Genomic DNA, 17,193 nt, shown 5'->3' on the forward strand with positions numbered 1-17,193 from the left:
CCCACTCTCGGCGGAAGGCGTCTACATCGCCTCGGCGGACTGGATTTGACGGTTGGCCGTGTCGCGCTCGATGCAGCCCTTGGTCATCGTGTACTGGTACGTGCCCAGCTCGTCACGCCAGTACTCGCCCTCGTAGGGCCAGTAGAGCTGATCGTCCGCCACGGCCACGGAGTACTTGTACTTCTTGACGATGGCCGTGCGGCCGCCCGCCTTGAGCTGCTCCTCCAGGAACTCCTTCTCCTTGGTGGTCGTCTCGAACTTGATGCGCAGGCCGTTGGCCAGCAGCAGCTTGAGCGCGCCCAGCTCCGACTCCAGCTTGCCCTTGGCCATGATGCCGGCCTTGGAGATGAGGCTGGTGCGCTGGACCTTGAGCTCCTCCAGCAACTGCTTGGTCAGCTCCGAGTACTTGAACGTGTCGCCCTTGTTGCCGAACAGGTCCATCTCACCCTCGAGCTCCAGGATGGAGTCGTTGGTCTTCTTCAGGTCCTGATCCGTGAGGGCCAGCCGCAGGATGCGCTCCAGGATGACGTCCGTGCCGTTCTTCTCCAGGCCGTCCTTGTTCTTCTTCTGCACGTCCGCGAGCACCGTGTAGTACTCGGAGGCCTCCATGTTCTTCTTCACCAGCCCGTCCAGCTCGTCGTGCACGGGCAGGTAGGTGCGCTCGAAGTCCTGGAGGATGAGGTTGGACTCCCGGTAGCGGCAGTTCTCGTAATAGATGACCGCCTTCAGGATGAGCGCCTCCGGGAAGTACTCCTCGCGGAAGAAGGGCGACGACAGGGTGATGAGGTTGCCCAGCGCCTGCTCGTACTGGCCGATGCGGTAGTTGGCCCAGGAGGACTCGAAGAGGGCCTCCAGCCACTGCGTGTTCCCGCGCTCCACCTTGTTCAAATAGAAGATGGAGAAGCGGTTCTGCTGCATGCCGTAGTGCGTGCGGGCCAACTGCATGAAGGCCAGCTCGCGCAGCGACTTGTCCAGCTTCGCCGCCTCGCCGGTGCGGCCCGCCTGGGGACGGGTGAGGCGCACCACTTCCTTCATGGCCTCCACGGACGCCATGACGTCCGTGTTGCCGCGCTTGGCCGCCGCGTCCTTGTGGGCCGTGCCGTTGCGGAAGAAGGCCAGGCCCTCCAGGTACTTCGCGCGCGGGTAGAACGCGTCCGTGCGCGGGATGGTCAGCGCCAGGCGCTTCACCTCTTCGAAGGACTTGTCCGCGTTCTCCGTCTGGCCCACCTGATCCAGCGCGCGGCCACGCACGAAGTGGTAGCGCGCCAGCAGGTAGCGGAACTCGTTGCGGAACTTCTCCGGGAACTCGTAGTTCGCGTAACGGGCGATCTCATCCAGGATGACCGTCTCGTTCTGCGTCTTGCGGCTGATGAAGAACAGCCACTCCAGGCTCGTCTTGAAGAACTTCGTGGACGGGCCCGCGGCGAGGATCTTGGAGAACTCGCCCAGCGACGAGTGGTACAGCCCCATGCGGTACAGCGACTTGGCGAGCACGTAGCGCGCCTCCACGTGCAGGCCCTGGAGCTTGGGGTCCCCCAGCAGCTCGTGGGCCGCCATCGCGGACTTCTCGTACTCGTCGTTCTTGAACAGGCTGATGGCCGCGTCCAGGCGCTGGCGGTCCGCCGTCTTGCCGGACACGTCCACCGCGTCGAACGTCATGGTGGGCGCGGGCGGCTTGTCGTTGTCACCCGTGAGGTCCAGGCCCAGGCCGGGGCTGCCCTGCGCGGCCGGCTTCGCGGCCGGCGTGGGCTTCGCGGCGGGCGAGGCCGGGGTGGCGGTGGGCGCGGGCGTCGTCGTCACGGCGGCGGGCGGCGTGGCGGGGTTGCCCACGGGCGCGGAGGACTCCTCCGCGCTCGCGTCCGCGTCCTCGGCCGGGACGGCCGCCTTGCCCTTGCCGCGCTTGGCGCTGGTCTTCTTCTTGGAGGAGGCCTTCGAAGAGGCCCCCTTCTTCTTCTTCTTCGACTGGCCCGCCAGATCCAGCCCTTCGAAGGACTGGGCCAGCGTGGGGGCCGTGTACGCGAGCGTGAGCCCGAGGACGGCGAGGCGGAGGAACCGGTGGGTGCGCATGAGTCTCAGGAACCGGAGGGGAAGAAGAAGGACAGGCCCAGCTCGAACAGGATCTGGTTGCGGAGGTAGTTGGGCGTGGGCTCCCGGCCCTTCTCCACGTAGATGATGTCGCGCAGCTCCGTGCGCAGCGTCATCCACCGGTTGAAGAAGAAGCGCAGGCCGACGCCCACGTTGCCGCCGCCCGTGAGGTACGACTTGCTGCCCGCGACGGGCGAGCCGTCCGCCAGCGACTCCGCCGGGCCCTTGTACTGGACGACGGACGCGCCCACGACGCCGTACATGTCGAAGTGGACGAACTTCTCCGCCAGGAGCGACAGCTTGCCGTAGATGGGCGCCCACTGGACGTCCACGCCGCCCATCAGCGTCATCTGGCCGGGCGCGTACCCGTCCAGCTCACCCTTGGAGGGCGCGCGGCAGCCGCGGGTGTCACCGCCCTCGCCCGGCGTGAAGGTGCAGATCTGCGCGGAGCCCGCCACGGAGTTCAGCGCGTAGCCGCCGCGCAGGCCCACGCCCAGCGTCTCCATGGGGAAGTAGGTGACGGTGCCGCCGAAGAGGTACTTCTTGAAGAACGCGTCGCGGATGGTGATGGACGCGGACGGGCTGACCTCGAAGCGGCCCTTCTTGAGGAACATGTGGCCGGACACCGGCCGGATGCGCTCGCGAAGGGGCCCCAGGGCGTCCTTGTCCACCTCGGACACGTCGCCGGCCTCCTCCTCCTGGGATGTGGCGGGCGGGTTGGAGTTGGCCGCGGTCTTCGGGGCCGGGGTCGCCGTGGCCGGAGCCGGAGCCGCGGCGGCCGGAGCGGGCGCGGGGGCCTGGTCGGCGGCGGCGAGCGCGGGCGCGCCCGCGCACAGGGTCAGCAGCAGACGGAAGGCGGGCTTCATTCGGACTCCCTCCCCGTCGACTTGAGGGGCAGGAAGATGGAGATGCCCGCGTTGAGGGTCATGACGTTCTGGAGGGCGCCCTTGCTGCTGCCCAGGGGCTGGTCCACGTAGGAGGTGTTGATGAGGGCCACGTTGACGGCCAGGTAGTCCTTGGTGACGAAGCGCATGCCCAGGCCCAGGTCGAAGGCCGGGTTGAGGCCGCGGTCCGGCAGCGCGGAGGTCTCCGTCCTCACCACGCCCATGCCGCCCAGCAGGTAGCCGTCGAAGTGGAGGATGGAGTTGAGGAAGGACACCTTGCCGTAGAGCGGCGCCCACTCCAGGTCGCCCATGGCCGACCAGTTCGGCACGGAGCTGTAGATCTTGCTGTTGAAGGTGCGCTTCGCCGTGCGGACGTCATCCGAGGGAATCACCTGGATGAGCGAGCCACGCGCGGAGATGGCCAGCGTGTCCGACAGGTACCAGGCCGCGCGCAGCGAGCCGCCGAACTTCGAATAGAACGGGTCGTTCACGGAGAGGCTCACGAACGGTGAGATCTCCAGGCGGTTCTTCTTCAGGTAGACCTTGCGCTGAACGCTCTTCACCCGGTCGTCCTGGGTGATGTCCGTGAGCGGCATCAGCGCTTCGACCGGGATGTCCTTCGCCGGGGCGGCGGCAGGCGGCGACGCGGGACGGGCTTCCTCGTCCGGCGGCGGCGCGGGGTTCTCTTCGGGTGGCTTGGCCTGGGAGTCCTCGGTCAGATCGAGGCCCATGCCTTGCTGGTTCTGGGCGGGGGCCAGCGCGGGCCACATCAGGCTCAGCGCAAGCAGCAGCGTGGGGCGGTTCAAGTCCGGGCGCTCCGTGGGGGGAGGGAACGTACTGCCACCGGAAGGCAGCATGACATCAGCCGCTCCATCCTATCGGCCGTATTCCCAACCATCAACCGGCAGAATGCGCCTGCCTCCTCTGTATTCCTCCCGTATCGCTTCACAATTCCACTGTCCTCACGCCCCGCGGGTCAGGGGTTGGCGCGAAGAAGCGGTGTGCTACCGTTCACGGGTTCCGGGCGCCGTCCTCCCCCTGTCGCGCGCCCCGCTTCCATCCTTCCTAGAGGTCCCAAAGATGTTCGTGCGAACCGCGCTCTTCCTGTCCGCCGCCCTGATGCTGGGAGGCTGCGACGTCACCACCGAGCTGGGCAAGCCGTGCCAACTGGTGCGCAGGGCCACGGCCCAGGAGCAGGAGGCCCAGGGCCGCAAGTTCGTGGAGATCCAGGAGAAGGACATCGCCGTGGATCAGGACTTCATCTCCTTCGGTTCGCTGGACTGCGAGGACCTCGTCTGCGTCCGGGATGATCAGAGCCCCCGCAGCGACAACCCGGAGGCGTTCGCCCTGGGCTACTGCAGCAAGGAGTGCGTGCAGGGCACCACGACGGGCTGCGAGATCACCCGCACCGTGGGCGACGTGGAGGAGGGCCTCAAGGAGCGCATGACGTGCCGCCCCCTGCTGCTGGACCAGGACACGCTGGACGCCATCAAGGTCGCCGACGAGACCTTCTACCGGCGCACCTTCGGCGAGAACAACTCGCCCTACTTCTGCGCGGGCGCCGTCCCGGCGGCCCAGGGCAACTGAAGTCCGGACTGAACAGTCGCCTCGCGCGAAAGGGTTAGACCTTTTCGCGCCCCCCGTTCGTAAAGGCAGGGCCCGCGTTTCAAACGCCTCTGGAGCCCTGCCATGAATCGTACGGTCCTGTTCCTCGCCCTGGCTGGTGGCCTCGCCCTCACCGCGCTGGTGCTGGGCATGCCCCGCGGGGGCGGCCTTCCGCCCACGCCGCACGTCGCCGTGACGCCGCCCGCGCCTCCCCTGCCCGTCCCGCCGCCGGGGCCGCGCGCGTCCTCGGGCAGCCTCCAGGTGACGAGCCGGCTGTCGCACCCGTACGTGCCGGTGGGCCCCTCGGAGACGTACGTGACGGTGGACCTCACCGGCGCGGAGGTGCCCGGAGCCCGGCGCACCCCTGTGAACCTGGCGGTGGTCATCGACCGGTCCGGGTCCATGAGCGGCTACAAGCTCCAGCAGGCGAAGCAGGCCGCGCGGCACCTGGTGTCGCTCCTGCGCGACGAGGACCGGCTGGCCATCGTGCACTACGGCAGCGACGTGAAGAGCCTGCCGTCCCTGCCGGCCACCGCGGGCAACCGCGAGCGGATGCTCCAGTTCATCGACGGCATCTGGGATGACGGCGGCACCAACATCAGCGCGGGCCTGTCCGTGGGCCGCACGCAGTTGGCGTCCGCCATGGGCGGCGCGGCCACCGTGAACCGCCTCATCCTGATGAGCGACGGCCAGCCCACCGAGGGCGTGTCCGACGAGGAGGGGCTGAAGAACGTGGTGCGGGAGATCCGCGCCTCCGGCATCACGGTGAGCTCCATTGGCGTGGGCACGGACTTCAACGAGGACCTGATGCAGGCCTTCGCGGAGTACGGCGCCGGCGCGTACGGCTTCCTGGAGGACGCGAGCAAGCTGTCCACCCTCTTCCAGCGCGACCTGCAGCAGGCCACCACCGCGGTGGCGCGCAACGTGGAGCTGTCCTTCGAGCTGCCCCCGGGCACCAAGCTGGAAGAGGTCCTGGGCTACCGCGCGCACCAGGCCGGCAACACCGTGCGCGTGGCGCTGCCGGACTTCTCCGCGGGCCAGACGGAGCGCGTGGTGGCGCGCCTCCACGTGACGGGCACCGCGCCGGGCCAGTCCGTGCAGGTGGCGGGGCTGAAGGTCGCGTACACGGACCTGCTGGTGCAGAAGAACGTGGAGGACCAGTCCACGCTGGCCGCGGTGGCCACCAACGTGCGCGAGGAGATCGTCCAGCGCCAGGACAAGGAGGCCACGGTGTACGCGGCCCGGGCCCGCAGCGCGCAGAACCTCCAGAAGGCCGCGGAGGCCATGAGCCAGGGCAGGAAGGACGAGGCCAAGGGCTACCTGTCCCAGAACCAGGCCCTCTTCGAGGAGGCGGGCGCGGTGGCGGGCGCGGCGGCGGTGGCGGCGGATCAGGCCGAGCAGAGCCGCGCGATGCAGGAATACGACGACGCGGACTCGTACGAAGCCCAGAAGGCCGCCGTGAAGAACAGCAAGGTGAAGGCGCTCAAGAGCTTCGGGCGCATGGGCTCGACGTACTGAGTGTCGGGGACAGGGCGTGCGAGGGGGCATCGCCCGCCCCCCTGCCCGCCCGCCATCGCGTCGTCACATCTTCGCGGTTGACCTCCGGAATCGCGTGGCCCTATCTCCGCGTTCTTCCAGGCTTCACCCCCTGGAAGCAGGGCGCACTGGAGGCGCGGACACGTATGGCGGCGAGCGCGAGCACCCCGTGGGTCGGGGTCATCATGGGCGGCAAGAGCGACCTGGAGCACCTGCAACCGGCGATCGACATCCTCGCCGAGCTGCGCATCCCGCACGAGGTGCGCATCGTGTCCGCGCACCGCACGCCGGACTGGATGATGGAGTACGCGTCCAGCGCGGAGGGGCGCGGGCTGTCCGTCATCATCGCCGCGGCGGGCGGCGCGGCGCACCTGCCCGGCATGGTGTCCAGCAAGACGCTGCTGCCGGTGCTGGGCGTGCCCATGCCCACCACGGTGCTGTCCGGCTTCGACGCGCTGCTCTCCATCGTGCAGATGCCCAAGGGCGTGCCGGTGGGCACGCAGGCCATTGGCAAGCCGGGGGCCGCCAACGCGGCGCTGCACGCGGCGGCCATCCTGGCGCTGAAGTACCCGGAGCTGCGCGAGCGGCTGGCCGCCTGGCGCAAGGCCCGCACGGACGAGGTGCTGGCGCAGCGCGAGGTGGCGGGATGAGCGGCCCCATGGTGCTTCCGGGCGGGACGCTGGGCATCCTGGGCGGCGGCCAGTTGGGGCGCATGATGGCGCTCGCGGCGCGCACGCTGGGCTACCAGGTGCAGGCGTTGGATCCGGACTCGGCGTGCCCGTCCCGCTCCGTGGTGGACCGCTGCCTCACCGCGTCCTTCACCGACACGGCGGCGGCCGAGGACCTGGCGCGCCAGTGCGACGTGGTGACGCTGGAGATTGAGAAGGTGTCCCTGTCCACGCTCAACGCGGTGGCCCGGCACGCGCCCATGCGGCCCGGCGCCTCCGTGCTGGAGGTGGTGCAGCACCGCGGCCGGCAGAAGGCGTGGCTCGCGAAGGGCGGCTTCCCGCTGGGCCCGTGGCGCGAGGCGAACTCGGAGGCGGAGCTGTCCGCGGCCATCACCGCGCTGGGCGGCAGGTGCTTCATCAAGTCCAGCGAGGGCGGCTACGACGGGCGCGGCCAGTACGAGGTGAAGTCCGCCTCCGAGGCGGGCGTCGCGTGGAAGGAGCTGGGCGAGCGCTCCGTGGTGGTGGAGGCCGCGCTGGACCTGGAGGCGGAGCTGTCCGTGCTGGTGGCGCGCGGGCCGGATGGTCAGCTCGCGGTGTACCCGCCCGCGTTCAACCACCACGAGGAGCGCATCCTCGCGTGGTCGCTGCTGCCGGGGCCGCTGCCGCCGGCCGTGCTGACGCAGGCGTCGCAGGTGGCGCGCGACATCACCGCGGGCCTGAAGGTGGAGGGGCTGCTGGTGGTGGAGATGTTCCTGCTGGGGGACGGGTCGCTGCTCGTCAACGAGGTGGCGCCCCGGCCGCACAACAGCTTCCACTCCACGGAGGTGGCCTGCCTGACGAGCCAGTTCGAGCAGGCCGTGCGCGCGGTGTGCAACCTGCCCCTGGGCTCCGTGGAGGTGGTGCGCCCCGCGGCCATCGTGAACCTGCTGGGCGACCTGTGGTTGCAGGAGGGCGGCCCCCGCTTCGCGCAGGCGCTGGCGCTGCCCGGCGTCCGGCTGCACCTGTACGGCAAGCGCGACGCGCGCAAGGGGCGCAAGATGGGCCACCTGTCCGCCGTGGGCAGCACGCCCGAGGACGCGCTCCAGCGCGTGAAGGCCGCCGCCACGGCCCTGGGGATGTAGCGCGCATGAAGACGAACGCCGCCCGCCTCCTGGACTCGCTCGGCATCGCGTACCGCCTGCGCGACTACGACGTGGATCCGGACGACCTGTCCGCGGAGACGGTGGCCGCCAAGGTGGGCATGCCCGCGGAGCAGGTCTTCAAGACGCTGGTGGCCAAGGGCGACCGCACCGGCGTGTTGATGGCGGTGGTGCCGGGCAACGCGGAGCTGGACCTGAAGGCCCTGGCGCGGCTGTCCGGCGACCGCAAGGTGGACACCGTCCCCCTCAAGGAGCTGCAGCCGCTCACCGGCTACATCCGGGGCGGCGTCACCGCGCTGGGCGGCAAGAAGGACTACCCCGTCTTCGTGGATGAGACGCTGGAGCTGTTCGACGAGGTCGCCGTGTCGGCCGGGGTGCGCGGGACGCAGCTCGTCCTCTCCCCGGCGGACTACCTGCGCGTGACGAAGGGCAAGCCGGGACCCATTTCGCGTCCGAAGGCGTAGACCCTTTTCGGAAGCCGCGCGTTCGAAGGGACATTCCCGGCCCTTGGGGGCCGTTCCCGGGGTGTCCCGATGAATGCCGCCGTGTTGCAATTCCACCACCGCGAAGCCTTCGAGCACACCGTCACGCGCGCGCTGGCGGCGGGCGCCGGAGCGGGGCTCGTGCAGTGGGTGTCCCTGCGCGCGGGCATGCCGGTGCCGCTGACGTGGGTGGTGCCCGCGGCGGTGGTGCTGGCGTGCGCGCGCGGCGACCGCTGGGACCGGGGCCTCTTGAGTGGCCTGGGGTTGCTGCTGGTCGCGCTGCCGTATGGGCTGGGCCTGTCGCCCGCGTGGACCGTGGCCACCAGCGGCGCGGCCGCGGGCGCCCTGCTGGTGCGCTCCCGCCTCAACGACCTGGGTGAGGAGGGACAGGTCGCGGAGGCCCGCCCCACCCTCGTGCACTACGGCCTGGGCGCGGTGCTGGGCGCGGGGCTCACGCTGGCGGGCGGCGTGGTGGCGAACATCCTGTCGGCGCGGCTGGCGTCCGTGGCCACGCCCACGCTGCTGGCGGCGGCGGTGGTGGGCGGCATCGTGGGGCTCTTCGTGGGGCTGGGCGCCATCGCCGCGCACCTGGGGCTGACGGCGGATCCGGTGGAGGCGCGCGCGGAGGAGCTGCTGCCCCAGCTCTCCGGTGACTTCCTCACGCTGTCCGAGCGCGCGCTGTCCCTCTACCGTCAATGCGGCCAGTCCCTGGCGAAGCTGCCCCGCGAGCCCGCGCGCGAGGAGCTGGCCCGCACGCTGGCGCGCATCACCCGGGGCGCGGTGGAGGTGGCGTCCGAGTGGGCCGGCGTGGAGGCGCAGTTGGAGGAGCGCGCCGCCGCGGAGCTGCAGGCGGAGCGCGAGAGCCTGGAGCGCGGCGCTCGCGCGAGCACGGACGTGGTGGCGCGCCGGCAGTTGGAGGCCGCGGCGGCGTCGCTGGCGGAGGAGGTGGAGCGGCTGGGGGACATGCGCCAGCGGCGCGAGCGCATCCTCGCGAGGCTGCGCGCGGAGGTGGCCCTGCTGGAGCGTGCGCGCGTGGCGCTTTTGTCCCTGCGCAGCGGTCAGGCCCAGTTGAAGGCGGCGGAGCTGGCCTCGCTGGCGCGCCGGTTCCGCGCCCTCTCGACCGCCCAGGGAGAGGAAGGCCAGGCGATGGACGCGGTCGCGGCCCAGGTCACGCTGACCCAGGTGGCGGCGGCGAACATGGGCCCCGTCACCCCGGTGGATCCGTCACCAGCAGAATCCGAGGGCGCCAAGGTGCCGGAAATCCAGCGGATTCAAGGGGAATAGGACCTGGGGAGGCTGACGGGGCCCTCCCGCCCCGGGCCCTGGGGGGCGCCCGTGGCAAGCGTCCGTTTTCGATGTTGGCCCTGCCGGGTGGTCGGGGGGGACTGAAGCTTGCGCCGGAGCGCGGTACATTTCGGGGGCCATGAGCCTGCCCTCCCCCAGCAAGCCCGCACCACCACCGCCCTGGCTCTGGAACGGTGACGAGCCGAGGGTCGCCACCGTCTTCCAGCCCATCGTCGATCTGCTCAGCGGCGAGGTCCTCGGCCACGAGGTGCTGTCGCGAGGCCTGGGCCCGGTGGAGTCCCCCAACGAGCTGTTCCACCGCGCGCGGGTGGAGGGCTTCACCTTCGAGCTGGAGCGCGCGTGCTGGACCGCGGCGGTGCGCCGCATCGCCACGCTGCCGGAGACGCAGCGGCGCGGCCCGTTCTTCTTCAACGTCAGCCCGGACGTGCTGAGCGACGAGCGCTTTGGCGGCGCGTCCACGCTGGAGCTGCTGCGTCAGCACGGCCTGAGTCCCCAGCAACTGGTGCTGGAGATCACCGAGCGCAGCACGTTCGAGGACACGGAGCAGTTGCGCATGCTCGCGCGGCGGTACGCGGAGCAGGGCTTCGGCATCGCGCTGGACGACTTTGGCGCGGGGCACTCGGGCCTGGTGACGCTGGTGCACAGCGCGCCGGACTTCATCAAGTTGGACCAGGCGCTGGTGCGGGACATCCACCTGCACACGTACCGGCAGCACCTGGTGAAGTCGCTGGTGGCGTTCGCGCAGCGCGTGGACGCGGTGCTCATCGCCGAGGGCGTGGAGACCTGGAACGAGCTGGCGGTCCTGCTGCGCCTGGGCATCCGGCACGCGCAGGGCTACCTGCTGGCCCGGCCGGTGAGCTCGCCGCAGCGGCCGGGCGCGGACTTCGCGGAGCGTTGCCGCGAGGCCATCCGCGCCCTGCACCACCGCGAGCACGAGGACGACGAGACGGTGGGCAGCATGATCATCCGCCCACCGTGCGCGCCGGTGACGGCGCAGGCGGTGGAGCTGGACCGGCTCTTCCGCCGCACGCCCGGCGAGGACCACGTCGTGTTGCTGGACGGAGAAGAGCCTCGGGCGGTGGTGACGCGGCGCAACTTCTACGCGCGCTTCGGGGGAACCGCCGCCAGCACGGAGGCGGCGCTCCCGGACGGGCCGCGCGAGGCGCCGATGGTGGTGGAGGACGCGACGGCCATCACGGCGCTGGCGCGCATGGCGATGCGCCGTCCGCCCGAGACGGTCTACGACCCGGTGGTGGTGACGGACGCGAAGGGCCACTTCCTGGGCACGGTGACGATGAAGCAGCTCATCGCGCGGGCCTCGGACCTGGAGCAGCACGCGGCGACGGGCGCGCACCCGCTGACGGACCTGCCCGGCAGCCGGATGATCGAGCGGTGGATCCGCGCCGCGCTCCAGGGCCGCGCGTTCACGGTCATCTACGCGGACCTGGACCACTTCGAGGCGTACAACGACCGCTACGGCTTCCTCCAGGGCGACCGGGTCATCCGCTACACGGCGAGCGTGCTGTCGGAGTGTCTGCACCTGCTGCCGGAGGGCTCCAACCTGGGCCACGTGGGCGGCGACGATTTCGTGCTCGTGTGTCCGGACGCGGTGGCGCCGGAGGTGTTGCGCACGCTCTGCCAGCGCTTCGACGCGGAGAAGGTCCCGCTCCACGGGCCGGAGGACCTGCGGCGCGGGGGCTTCACGGCGAAGGACGCGGCGGGCAACACGGTGCCGGTGACGCTGAGCCTGGCGGCGGTGGACCACCAGGGGCTGTCCGCCCACCCGCACCCGGCGGAGCTGTCCGCGGTGGCCGCGTCCCTGCGCAAGCGGGTGAAGGCCGTCTCCGCGCAGACGCACACCAGCACGTTCCTGTTCCAGCCGGGCGCGGTGAAGTAGCCGGACCGCGCCCGCCGGGGTGTCACGGTGCGATGGGGAGCGTGCTCACGCCCTCGAACTCCGCCGTGCCGCCGCGGACGATGCCGTTCTTCTGGCACCAGCCGCCCGGCACCTCCAGCACGTACTGGCTGGGGATGCCCACGCCGCGGTTCGTCAGCGTGCGCGGCTCCGCGTTCTCGATGATGCCCACGACGCGGCCCTCGGACGTGATGAACAACATGTCCAGCGGGATGAGCGTGTTGCGCATCCAGAAGCCGCGCACCTCTTCATCCGGGAAGATGAAGAGCATGCCCTGCCCGGCCGGCAGCGACTTGCGCCACATGAGCCCGCGCGTGCGCGACTCGTCCGTGGCGGCCACCTCCACCTCCACGCGGTGCACACCACCGTAGGCATCCTTCAGCCGCACGTGCGCGCGCGGCAGGGTCGGCATCACGTAGTCCTCCGCCGACACGTCCCTGGACTTCGGACGCGCCGGTGCGGGCGCGGCGGTCTTCGGAGGCGCGGCGGGCGCTTCCTGACACGCGCCGCCCGCGAAGGCCAGCGCCGCCACCACGAACGTCAGGCGCGTCCGCGTCTTCATGAGGGGTGCTGGGGGTGCAGGGGCTTGTTGAGCAGCTTCTCGGTCAGCTCGGAGCCCAGGCTGTCCGACATGAGCCGCTCCACCAGCGTCTCGAAGTCCACGCGCTGGGACTCGCTGCTGTAGATGAAGCGGATGCCCATGCCGGGCTCCTCCGCGTCGGCCTTGGACCAGACGACCTCGCCCAGCAACTCGAAGGGTGCCTCGCGGTGCGGCACCGTCAGCTTGAAGAGGAAGCGCGTGCCAATGGGCAGCGGCTTCTTCGTCTTGATGAACGTGCCGCCCTTGCTGATGTTCTTCGTGTAGTCAGCGAAGAACGAATTGAGCTTCTTGTAGTCGACCTTCAGCTCGATGGGCGCACGACCGTGGGTGCGCAGTTCGGATCCGCTCTTCTGTTCGGACATGCGGCCGGGGAGTATAGGGGACGCCATGCGGCAAGTCCTCCCCCGTGCCCGTGCACTGTTGGGCCGTCCAGCCGTCCTGGCCACCGTGCTGCTGCTCGGCGGTGGGGGGTCGGCCCTCGTCCTCCTCCCCCTTTTCGGGGTCCCGGGCTTCGAACTGGGCTTGGCCCTGTCCATCGCCGTGGGCCTGCTCGGGGGGGGGACAGGCATCGCCGCCGCCGCCCAGGAGCGCCGCGTCCTCACGGGCGCCGGCCCCGTGCCCGCCCGGGTGGAAGCGTCCGCCCTGCCCGGAACCGCCGTGGGCCGGGCCCTGGGCGCCAGCGCCGTCCTGAACCTGGGGGTGCTGGTCCCCCCCTTCGTGTGCGCCCTGCTCTTCGCCCGTTTTCGCACCGCGTGCGACCCCTTCGAGTTGGCGGGCTTCTACCCCCTGCTCACCCTCCCCTCCGCCCTGGTGGCCTCCGCGGCGGGCGTGCTCCTGGGCTTCGCGACGGCCCGGCCCCGGGGCGCGGCGGGCCTGTACGCCCTGCTGCTGCTCGCCTCACTGGCGGTGACGGTGTGGCCCATCGTCTTCGGGCCCCAGGTGTTCGCCTTCAACATCTTCCTGGGCCACCTGCCCGGCCCGCTCTACGACGAGGCCCTCCAGATGACGGCCGCGCTGGGCTGGTTCCGCCTGGAGACGCTCCTGTGGGGGGGCGTCTTCGCGGGGCTCGCCATCGCGCTCCTGGACGTGCGCACCGGGCGCCTGGCGCTCAAGGGCGCGCGCGTGGGCGGCCTGCTGGGGCTGGTGCTCCCCTGCGCCCTGGGCATCTCCTGGCTGGAGGCCCGCGCGCCCCAGTTGGGCCTGCGGATGAGCGACGCGTACCTCGCCGAGCAACTGGGCGGCGTCCGGGAGACGGAGCACTTCGTCCTGCACTACCCGCGCGGCAAGGCGCGCCAGGACGTGGACCGCATGGCCCGCGACCTGGAGTTCCGCTTCACCCAGACGTCCCTCTTCCTGGGCACGGCCCCCACGGAGCGCGTGCGCGTGTGGCTCTACCGCTCCGAGGACGAGAAGCAGCGGCTGGTGGGCGCCGGCCGCACCCAGTTCGCCAAGCCCTGGCGCGCGGAGCTGCACATCCAGGACAAGCCCTTCCCCCACTCCACGCTGCACCATGAGCTGGCGCACGTGATGGCGGGCCCGGCGGGCTCCGGCTTCTTCCGCGTCACCACCCGGCTGGGCGTGTGGCCGCTGATGGGCGTGATTGAAGGGCTCGCGGTGGCCGCGGACGACCCCGTGCAGGGCGAGCTCACCCTGCACCAGTGGGCCGCGGGCATGCGCCGGCAGGGGCTGGCCCCGGACATGCGCGACCTGATGGGGCCCAAGGGCTTCTACCAGTCCGCCCCGGCGCGCGCGTACACCGTGGCCGGTTCGTTCCTGCGCTACCTGGCGGACACCTACGGCGCGGACAAGCTGCGCACCGTCTATGCGCACGCGGACTTCAACGAGGCCTACGGCCGGCCCCTGGACGAGCTCGTCACCGAGTGGGAGCGCACCCTGGACGCGCTGCCCCTGGACGCGTCCACGCTCGCGCGCGCCTTCGCCCGCTTCCGCACCGGCAGCCTCTTCACCCGCGCCTGCGCCCGCGAGGTGGCCCGCCTGTCGGACTCCGCCCGCGAATCGCTCGCCAGCGACCCGCAGGACGCGCTCGAGCGCTACCAGCGCGCCGCCCGGCTCCAGCCGGAGGAGCCGTCGTTCCAGTTGGGCCAGGCCGCGGCCCTGGACGCCCTGGAGCGCGGGCCGGACGCGGCGAAGGTGCTGGCCTCGCTCGCGGAGCAGGTGAAGGACCGGCCCGCGCTCGCCGCGGAGGTGGCCGTGGCCCGCGCGGACGTGGCCCTCCACCTGGACGACGTGGAGGGTTCGCGCGCCCTCCTCCAGGCCGCGCTCGCGTTGGATCCGGGCCCGGAGCTCACGCGCACCGCCCAGGTGAAGCTGGCCGCGCTGGAGACGCCGTCGCGCCGCGCGCCCATCGAGGCGTACTTCCGCGCGCCGCAGGAGGAGCTGCGCCTGCTGCTCCTGGACCGCGCCCTGCTCGCGTCACCAATGGACCCGTGGCTGCGCTACCTGCTGGGGCGGCGGCTGCACCAGGTGGGGGCCCCGGCGCTCGCGGGCGAGCAGCTCCAGCGCGCCCTGGCGGACGCCACCCTCCCGGAGGCCATCCGCCGGGAGGCCACGCGGCTGAGGATCGAGGCCGCCTACCTGGCGGGAGACTGCGGCGCCGTGCGGCATGAGGTGGGCGCGCTGCCGGATTACGGGGCCGCCTTCCGTGCGGCGGCCTCCGAGTGGCAGGCCCGTTGTGACTTCGAGCAAACGGCCTATCGCGGGCCGCTGGTGCCGCGTCAGGCTTTCCGCTAGACGCGGGCCCCTGCGCTGAGACGATTCACGCATTGACGGAAAGGTGGATGGGGCATGCACTTCGAGAAGACGCAGTACATCCAGGGGACGGTGGACGAAGTGGAGCGCGCGCTGCTGGACGAGCGCTACTTCCCGTACCTCCTCCAGCACCACGGCGTGCTGCTGGAGCTGCAGCCCCAGGAGGTGCGCGTCGACGGTGACCGCGTGCACCGCAAGGTGCGCTACCGCCCCAAGCCCGTCATCTCCTCCGTGGGCCCCAAGAAGGTGTCGCCGGAGTGGTTCGCCTTCATCGAGACGTCCACCTACGACAAGCGCACCAAGCAGCTCACGTTCACCAACACGCCCACGTCCCACACCATCTCCAAGATGCTGGTGAACACGGGCGTGCTGAAGCTGCGCGACCTGGGCAATGGCCAGACGGAGCGCAAGATGGAGGGGGAGCTGGCGCTCAAGGTGCCCTTCCTGCTCAAGCCCGTGGCGATGATCGCCGAGCCGCTCATCAAGACGGAGGGGCTGAAGATCCTCGATGGCGAGCTGCCCGTGCTCAACCGCTTCATCGCTGAAGTCATCCGCGCCAAATAGTCAAAGCGCACGGAGGGCGGCGGGGCCTGGGAATGGGTTGACACAAATGCGGTTGAACCCATAAGGCCCCGCCATGCACAACCGCTTCCTCGCCCTCTGCGCCGTCTTCTTCCTGGCCGCATGCGCCCCGAAGCGCATCCCCGGCACGGAGCTGGAAGACACCGGTGAAACCCGCGCCATCCTGTCCGTGATGGAGAAGTACCGCGCCGCCCTGGAGGCCCGCGACGCGAAGGCCATCCAGGCGATGGTGTCCCCGAAGTTCCGCGACGACGCCGGCACCCCGGACGACCCGGCGGATGACCTCACCGCGGACAACCTGCAGGCCCACCTCCAGGCCCTCTTCCAGAAGCTGCAGAACCCCAAGGTGGACTTCAACGTCCGCCGCGTGGAGTTCCGCGAGGACGACGTCGCGCTCGCCATCTACTACTGGAACGCGTCCTGGCGCATGCCCGGCCTCAACGCCCGGCCCCAGTCGGACTCGGAGCTGGAGCAGATGGTGTTCCAGAAGGTCGGCGGGGAGTGGAAGATCCTCTCCGGCATCTAGCCGCCAGCCTCCCCGTCACACCCCCACGAGCGCCCGCAGCCCGTCCGGGCCCATGCCGTCCAGGGCCCGCGCGCGGGACAGGTAGGTGCGGAAGTCCTTGGGCGCGAGCTTGTCCGCGCCCAGCGGGGACAGGTGGTAGTCGCGGATGCGGCTGGTGGTGAAGCGCACCGCGCCGTAGAGGGCGTGGCCGTACAGCGCCCGCTTCTCCACGTCCGACAGCGGCCGCGCGTCCTGGTAGCCGCGCAGGAGCGCCTGGCAGCGCTCCGGCTGGTACGCCCCCTCGAAGCACCACGCGTTGAGGGTGATGGCCACGTCCAGCGCGTACGCGTCCACGCAGGCCATCTCGAAGTCGAAGAAGGCGCCCACGCGGTCGCCCAGCCACTTCACGTTGTCCAGGAAGAGGTCCGCGTGGATGACGCCCCGGGGCTCCAGCCCCTGGCGCTCGGCCTCCGCGCGCGCGAGGTACCGCTCCAATTCCGCCGCCACGGAGACGAGCTCCGGCTCCGGCCGCTGGGACAGGCTGTTGAGCCAGCCCTTCACCACGCCCGGGCCGTAGGGGTTGGCGCGCGTGCCTCGGAAGGACTGCGTCACCTGGTGCAGCTTGCCCAGCTCGGCGCCCAGGCGCTCCAGCACCTCCGGCGTGAGGCGCTCGCGGGTGAGCTCCTCGCCGGCCAGCCACTTGAAGACGCTGATCCGCCCGCCGTGCAGCTCCAGGAAGGGCGTGGGCCCCGGCGGCACCATCAGCACGGGCGCGGGGAAGTGCGCGCGCGACAGGTGCTCCAGCAGGGACGCCTCGAAGCGCAGGTCCTCCGGCGAGCGCACCGTCGTGTGGCGCACGAAGACGCGGCCCGCGTCCGTCTCCAGCCGGTGGTTGGTGTTGATGGAGCCCTGGGGAATCGGCGTGATGGAGCGCACCGCCCCCAGGCCCCAGAGCTCCGCCACGTGGGTGAAGGCCTCGGGGGGAAGTGTCGTGTAGACAGCCATGGCGTGCCTCCGGGGCGTGCCGCCCCCGCGTGCGTGCGGCCCCCACCCGTTGACACCCCAGGGGGCCGGACCTATCTGTCCACGCCCGTCCTACTTCGCATCACCGTCTGCA

16 protein-coding genes are annotated in these 17,193 nt (G+C 70.9%); 10 read left to right on the forward strand and 6 right to left on the reverse strand.

The window, feature by feature from the left end; all coding sequences use genetic code 11:
* Positions 1-21: 21 nt before the first annotated feature.
* The 3 genes from gltC to K8556_RS25490 are packed head-to-tail and all read right to left on the reverse strand — an operon-like array spanning position 22 to position 3,775.
* Positions 22-2,067, reverse strand: coding sequence for an adventurous gliding motility protein GltC (gltC, locus tag K8556_RS25480; protein ID WP_223742687.1), 2,046 nt, complete (start codon positions 2,065-2,067; stop codon positions 22-24).
* Positions 2,068-2,072: 5 nt separating this feature from the next.
* Positions 2,073-2,951 (reverse strand): outer membrane beta-barrel domain-containing protein, encoded by an 879-nt coding sequence (locus tag K8556_RS25485; protein WP_223742688.1) that lies wholly within the window; start codon positions 2,949-2,951, stop codon positions 2,073-2,075.
* Positions 2,948-3,775, reverse strand: coding sequence for an outer membrane beta-barrel domain-containing protein (locus K8556_RS25490; protein ID WP_223742689.1), 828 nt, complete (start codon positions 3,773-3,775; stop codon positions 2,948-2,950). Before K8556_RS25490 ends, K8556_RS25485 begins: the two co-directional genes overlap by 4 nt.
* Positions 3,776-4,049: 274 nt before the next feature.
* Here K8556_RS25490 and cglC point away from each other — a divergent pair, with 274 nt between their 5' ends.
* From cglC to K8556_RS39530, 7 genes are all read left to right on the forward strand, one after another.
* Complete coding sequence (gene cglC, locus K8556_RS25495; RefSeq protein WP_223742690.1) at positions 4,050-4,556, forward strand: adventurous gliding motility lipoprotein CglC; 507 nt, start codon at positions 4,050-4,052, stop codon at positions 4,554-4,556.
* Positions 4,557-4,658: 102 nt separating this feature from the next.
* Positions 4,659-6,092, forward strand: a complete 1,434-nt coding sequence (locus tag K8556_RS25500) for a VWA domain-containing protein (RefSeq protein ID WP_223742691.1) — start codon at positions 4,659-4,661, stop codon at positions 6,090-6,092.
* A 164-nt stretch (positions 6,093-6,256) separates the two neighbouring features.
* Positions 6,257-6,760, forward strand: coding sequence for a 5-(carboxyamino)imidazole ribonucleotide mutase (purE, locus tag K8556_RS25505; protein WP_199738875.1), 504 nt, complete (start codon positions 6,257-6,259; stop codon positions 6,758-6,760).
* The gene (gene purK / locus K8556_RS25510) at positions 6,757-7,899 is read left to right on the forward strand and encodes a 5-(carboxyamino)imidazole ribonucleotide synthase (RefSeq protein ID WP_223742692.1); all 1,143 of its coding nucleotides are present in this window, start codon (positions 6,757-6,759) and stop codon (positions 7,897-7,899) included. Before purE ends, purK begins: the two co-directional genes overlap by 4 nt.
* Positions 7,900-7,904: 5 nt before the next feature.
* Positions 7,905-8,381: a Cys-tRNA(Pro) deacylase gene (ybaK, locus tag K8556_RS25515; RefSeq protein ID WP_223742693.1), complete on the forward strand. Its 477-nt coding sequence runs from the start codon at positions 7,905-7,907 to the stop codon at positions 8,379-8,381.
* Positions 8,382-8,462: 81 nt separating this feature from the next.
* Complete coding sequence (locus K8556_RS25520; RefSeq protein ID WP_223742694.1) at positions 8,463-9,683, forward strand: hypothetical protein; 1,221 nt, start codon at positions 8,463-8,465, stop codon at positions 9,681-9,683.
* Positions 9,684-9,822: 139 nt separating this feature from the next.
* Positions 9,823-11,601 (forward strand): bifunctional diguanylate cyclase/phosphodiesterase, encoded by a 1,779-nt coding sequence (locus K8556_RS39530; RefSeq protein ID WP_304503997.1) that lies wholly within the window; start codon positions 9,823-9,825, stop codon positions 11,599-11,601.
* A 22-nt stretch (positions 11,602-11,623) separates the two neighbouring features.
* On the opposite strand, the gene K8556_RS25535 is transcribed toward K8556_RS39530, so the two are convergent.
* Complete coding sequence (locus K8556_RS25535) at positions 11,624-12,181, reverse strand: DUF192 domain-containing protein (protein ID WP_223742695.1); 558 nt, start codon at positions 12,179-12,181, stop codon at positions 11,624-11,626.
* Positions 12,178-12,582, reverse strand: coding sequence for a TIGR02266 family protein (locus tag K8556_RS25540; protein ID WP_120528360.1), 405 nt, complete (start codon positions 12,580-12,582; stop codon positions 12,178-12,180). The genes K8556_RS25535 and K8556_RS25540 overlap by 4 nt, the downstream gene beginning before the upstream one ends.
* A 25-nt stretch (positions 12,583-12,607) precedes the next feature.
* Here K8556_RS25540 and K8556_RS25545 point away from each other — a divergent pair, with 25 nt between their 5' ends.
* The 3 genes from K8556_RS25545 (at position 12,608) to K8556_RS25555 (ending at position 16,097) form a co-directional block, all read left to right on the forward strand.
* The gene (locus tag K8556_RS25545; protein ID WP_370639969.1) at positions 12,608-14,971 is read left to right on the forward strand and encodes a hypothetical protein; all 2,364 of its coding nucleotides are present in this window, start codon (positions 12,608-12,610) and stop codon (positions 14,969-14,971) included.
* A 54-nt stretch (positions 14,972-15,025) separates the two neighbouring features.
* Positions 15,026-15,553: a hypothetical protein gene (locus K8556_RS25550; protein WP_223742697.1), complete on the forward strand. Its 528-nt coding sequence runs from the start codon at positions 15,026-15,028 to the stop codon at positions 15,551-15,553.
* A 73-nt stretch (positions 15,554-15,626) separates the two neighbouring features.
* The gene (locus tag K8556_RS25555) at positions 15,627-16,097 is read left to right on the forward strand and encodes a nuclear transport factor 2 family protein (RefSeq protein ID WP_223742698.1); all 471 of its coding nucleotides are present in this window, start codon (positions 15,627-15,629) and stop codon (positions 16,095-16,097) included.
* Positions 16,098-16,112: 15 nt separating this feature from the next.
* On the opposite strand, the gene K8556_RS25560 is transcribed toward K8556_RS25555, so the two are convergent.
* On the reverse strand, positions 16,113-17,081 hold the full coding sequence (locus K8556_RS25560) for a homoserine kinase (RefSeq protein ID WP_223742699.1): 969 nt from the start codon (positions 17,079-17,081) through the stop codon (positions 16,113-16,115).
* Positions 17,082-17,193 lie beyond the last annotated feature (112 nt).

The sequence above is a fragment of the Corallococcus sp. AS-1-12 genome, from assembly GCF_020036995.1.
Taxonomy (GTDB): domain Bacteria; phylum Myxococcota; class Myxococcia; order Myxococcales; family Myxococcaceae; genus Corallococcus.

Excerpts from the sequence above, each read along its gene's own strand:
- gltC (WP_223742687.1), bottom strand. The coding sequence starts at position 2,067 with ATGCGCACCCACCGGTTCCTCCGCCTCGCCGTCCTCGGGCTCACGCTC.
- K8556_RS25485 (WP_223742688.1), bottom strand. The coding sequence starts at position 2,951 with ATGAAGCCCGCCTTCCGTCTGCTGCTGACCCTGTGCGCGGGCGCGCCC.
- purE (WP_199738875.1), top strand. The coding sequence starts at position 6,257 with ATGGCGGCGAGCGCGAGCACCCCGTGGGTCGGGGTCATCATGGGCGGC.
- K8556_RS25550 (WP_223742697.1), top strand. The coding sequence starts at position 15,026 with ATGCACTTCGAGAAGACGCAGTACATCCAGGGGACGGTGGACGAAGTG.
- K8556_RS25555 (WP_223742698.1), top strand. The coding sequence starts at position 15,627 with ATGCACAACCGCTTCCTCGCCCTCTGCGCCGTCTTCTTCCTGGCCGCA.
- K8556_RS39530 (WP_304503997.1), top strand. The coding sequence starts at position 9,823 with ATGAGCCTGCCCTCCCCCAGCAAGCCCGCACCACCACCGCCCTGGCTC.
- K8556_RS25535 (WP_223742695.1), bottom strand. The coding sequence starts at position 12,181 with ATGAAGACGCGGACGCGCCTGACGTTCGTGGTGGCGGCGCTGGCCTTC.
- K8556_RS25500 (WP_223742691.1), top strand. The coding sequence starts at position 4,659 with ATGAATCGTACGGTCCTGTTCCTCGCCCTGGCTGGTGGCCTCGCCCTC.
- ybaK (WP_223742693.1), top strand. The coding sequence starts at position 7,905 with ATGAAGACGAACGCCGCCCGCCTCCTGGACTCGCTCGGCATCGCGTAC.
- purK (WP_223742692.1), top strand. The coding sequence starts at position 6,757 with ATGAGCGGCCCCATGGTGCTTCCGGGCGGGACGCTGGGCATCCTGGGC.
- cglC (WP_223742690.1), top strand. The coding sequence starts at position 4,050 with ATGTTCGTGCGAACCGCGCTCTTCCTGTCCGCCGCCCTGATGCTGGGA.
- K8556_RS25545 (WP_370639969.1), top strand. The coding sequence starts at position 12,608 with ATGCGGCAAGTCCTCCCCCGTGCCCGTGCACTGTTGGGCCGTCCAGCC.
- K8556_RS25540 (WP_120528360.1), bottom strand. The coding sequence starts at position 12,582 with ATGTCCGAACAGAAGAGCGGATCCGAACTGCGCACCCACGGTCGTGCG.
- K8556_RS25560 (WP_223742699.1), bottom strand. The coding sequence starts at position 17,081 with ATGGCTGTCTACACGACACTTCCCCCCGAGGCCTTCACCCACGTGGCG.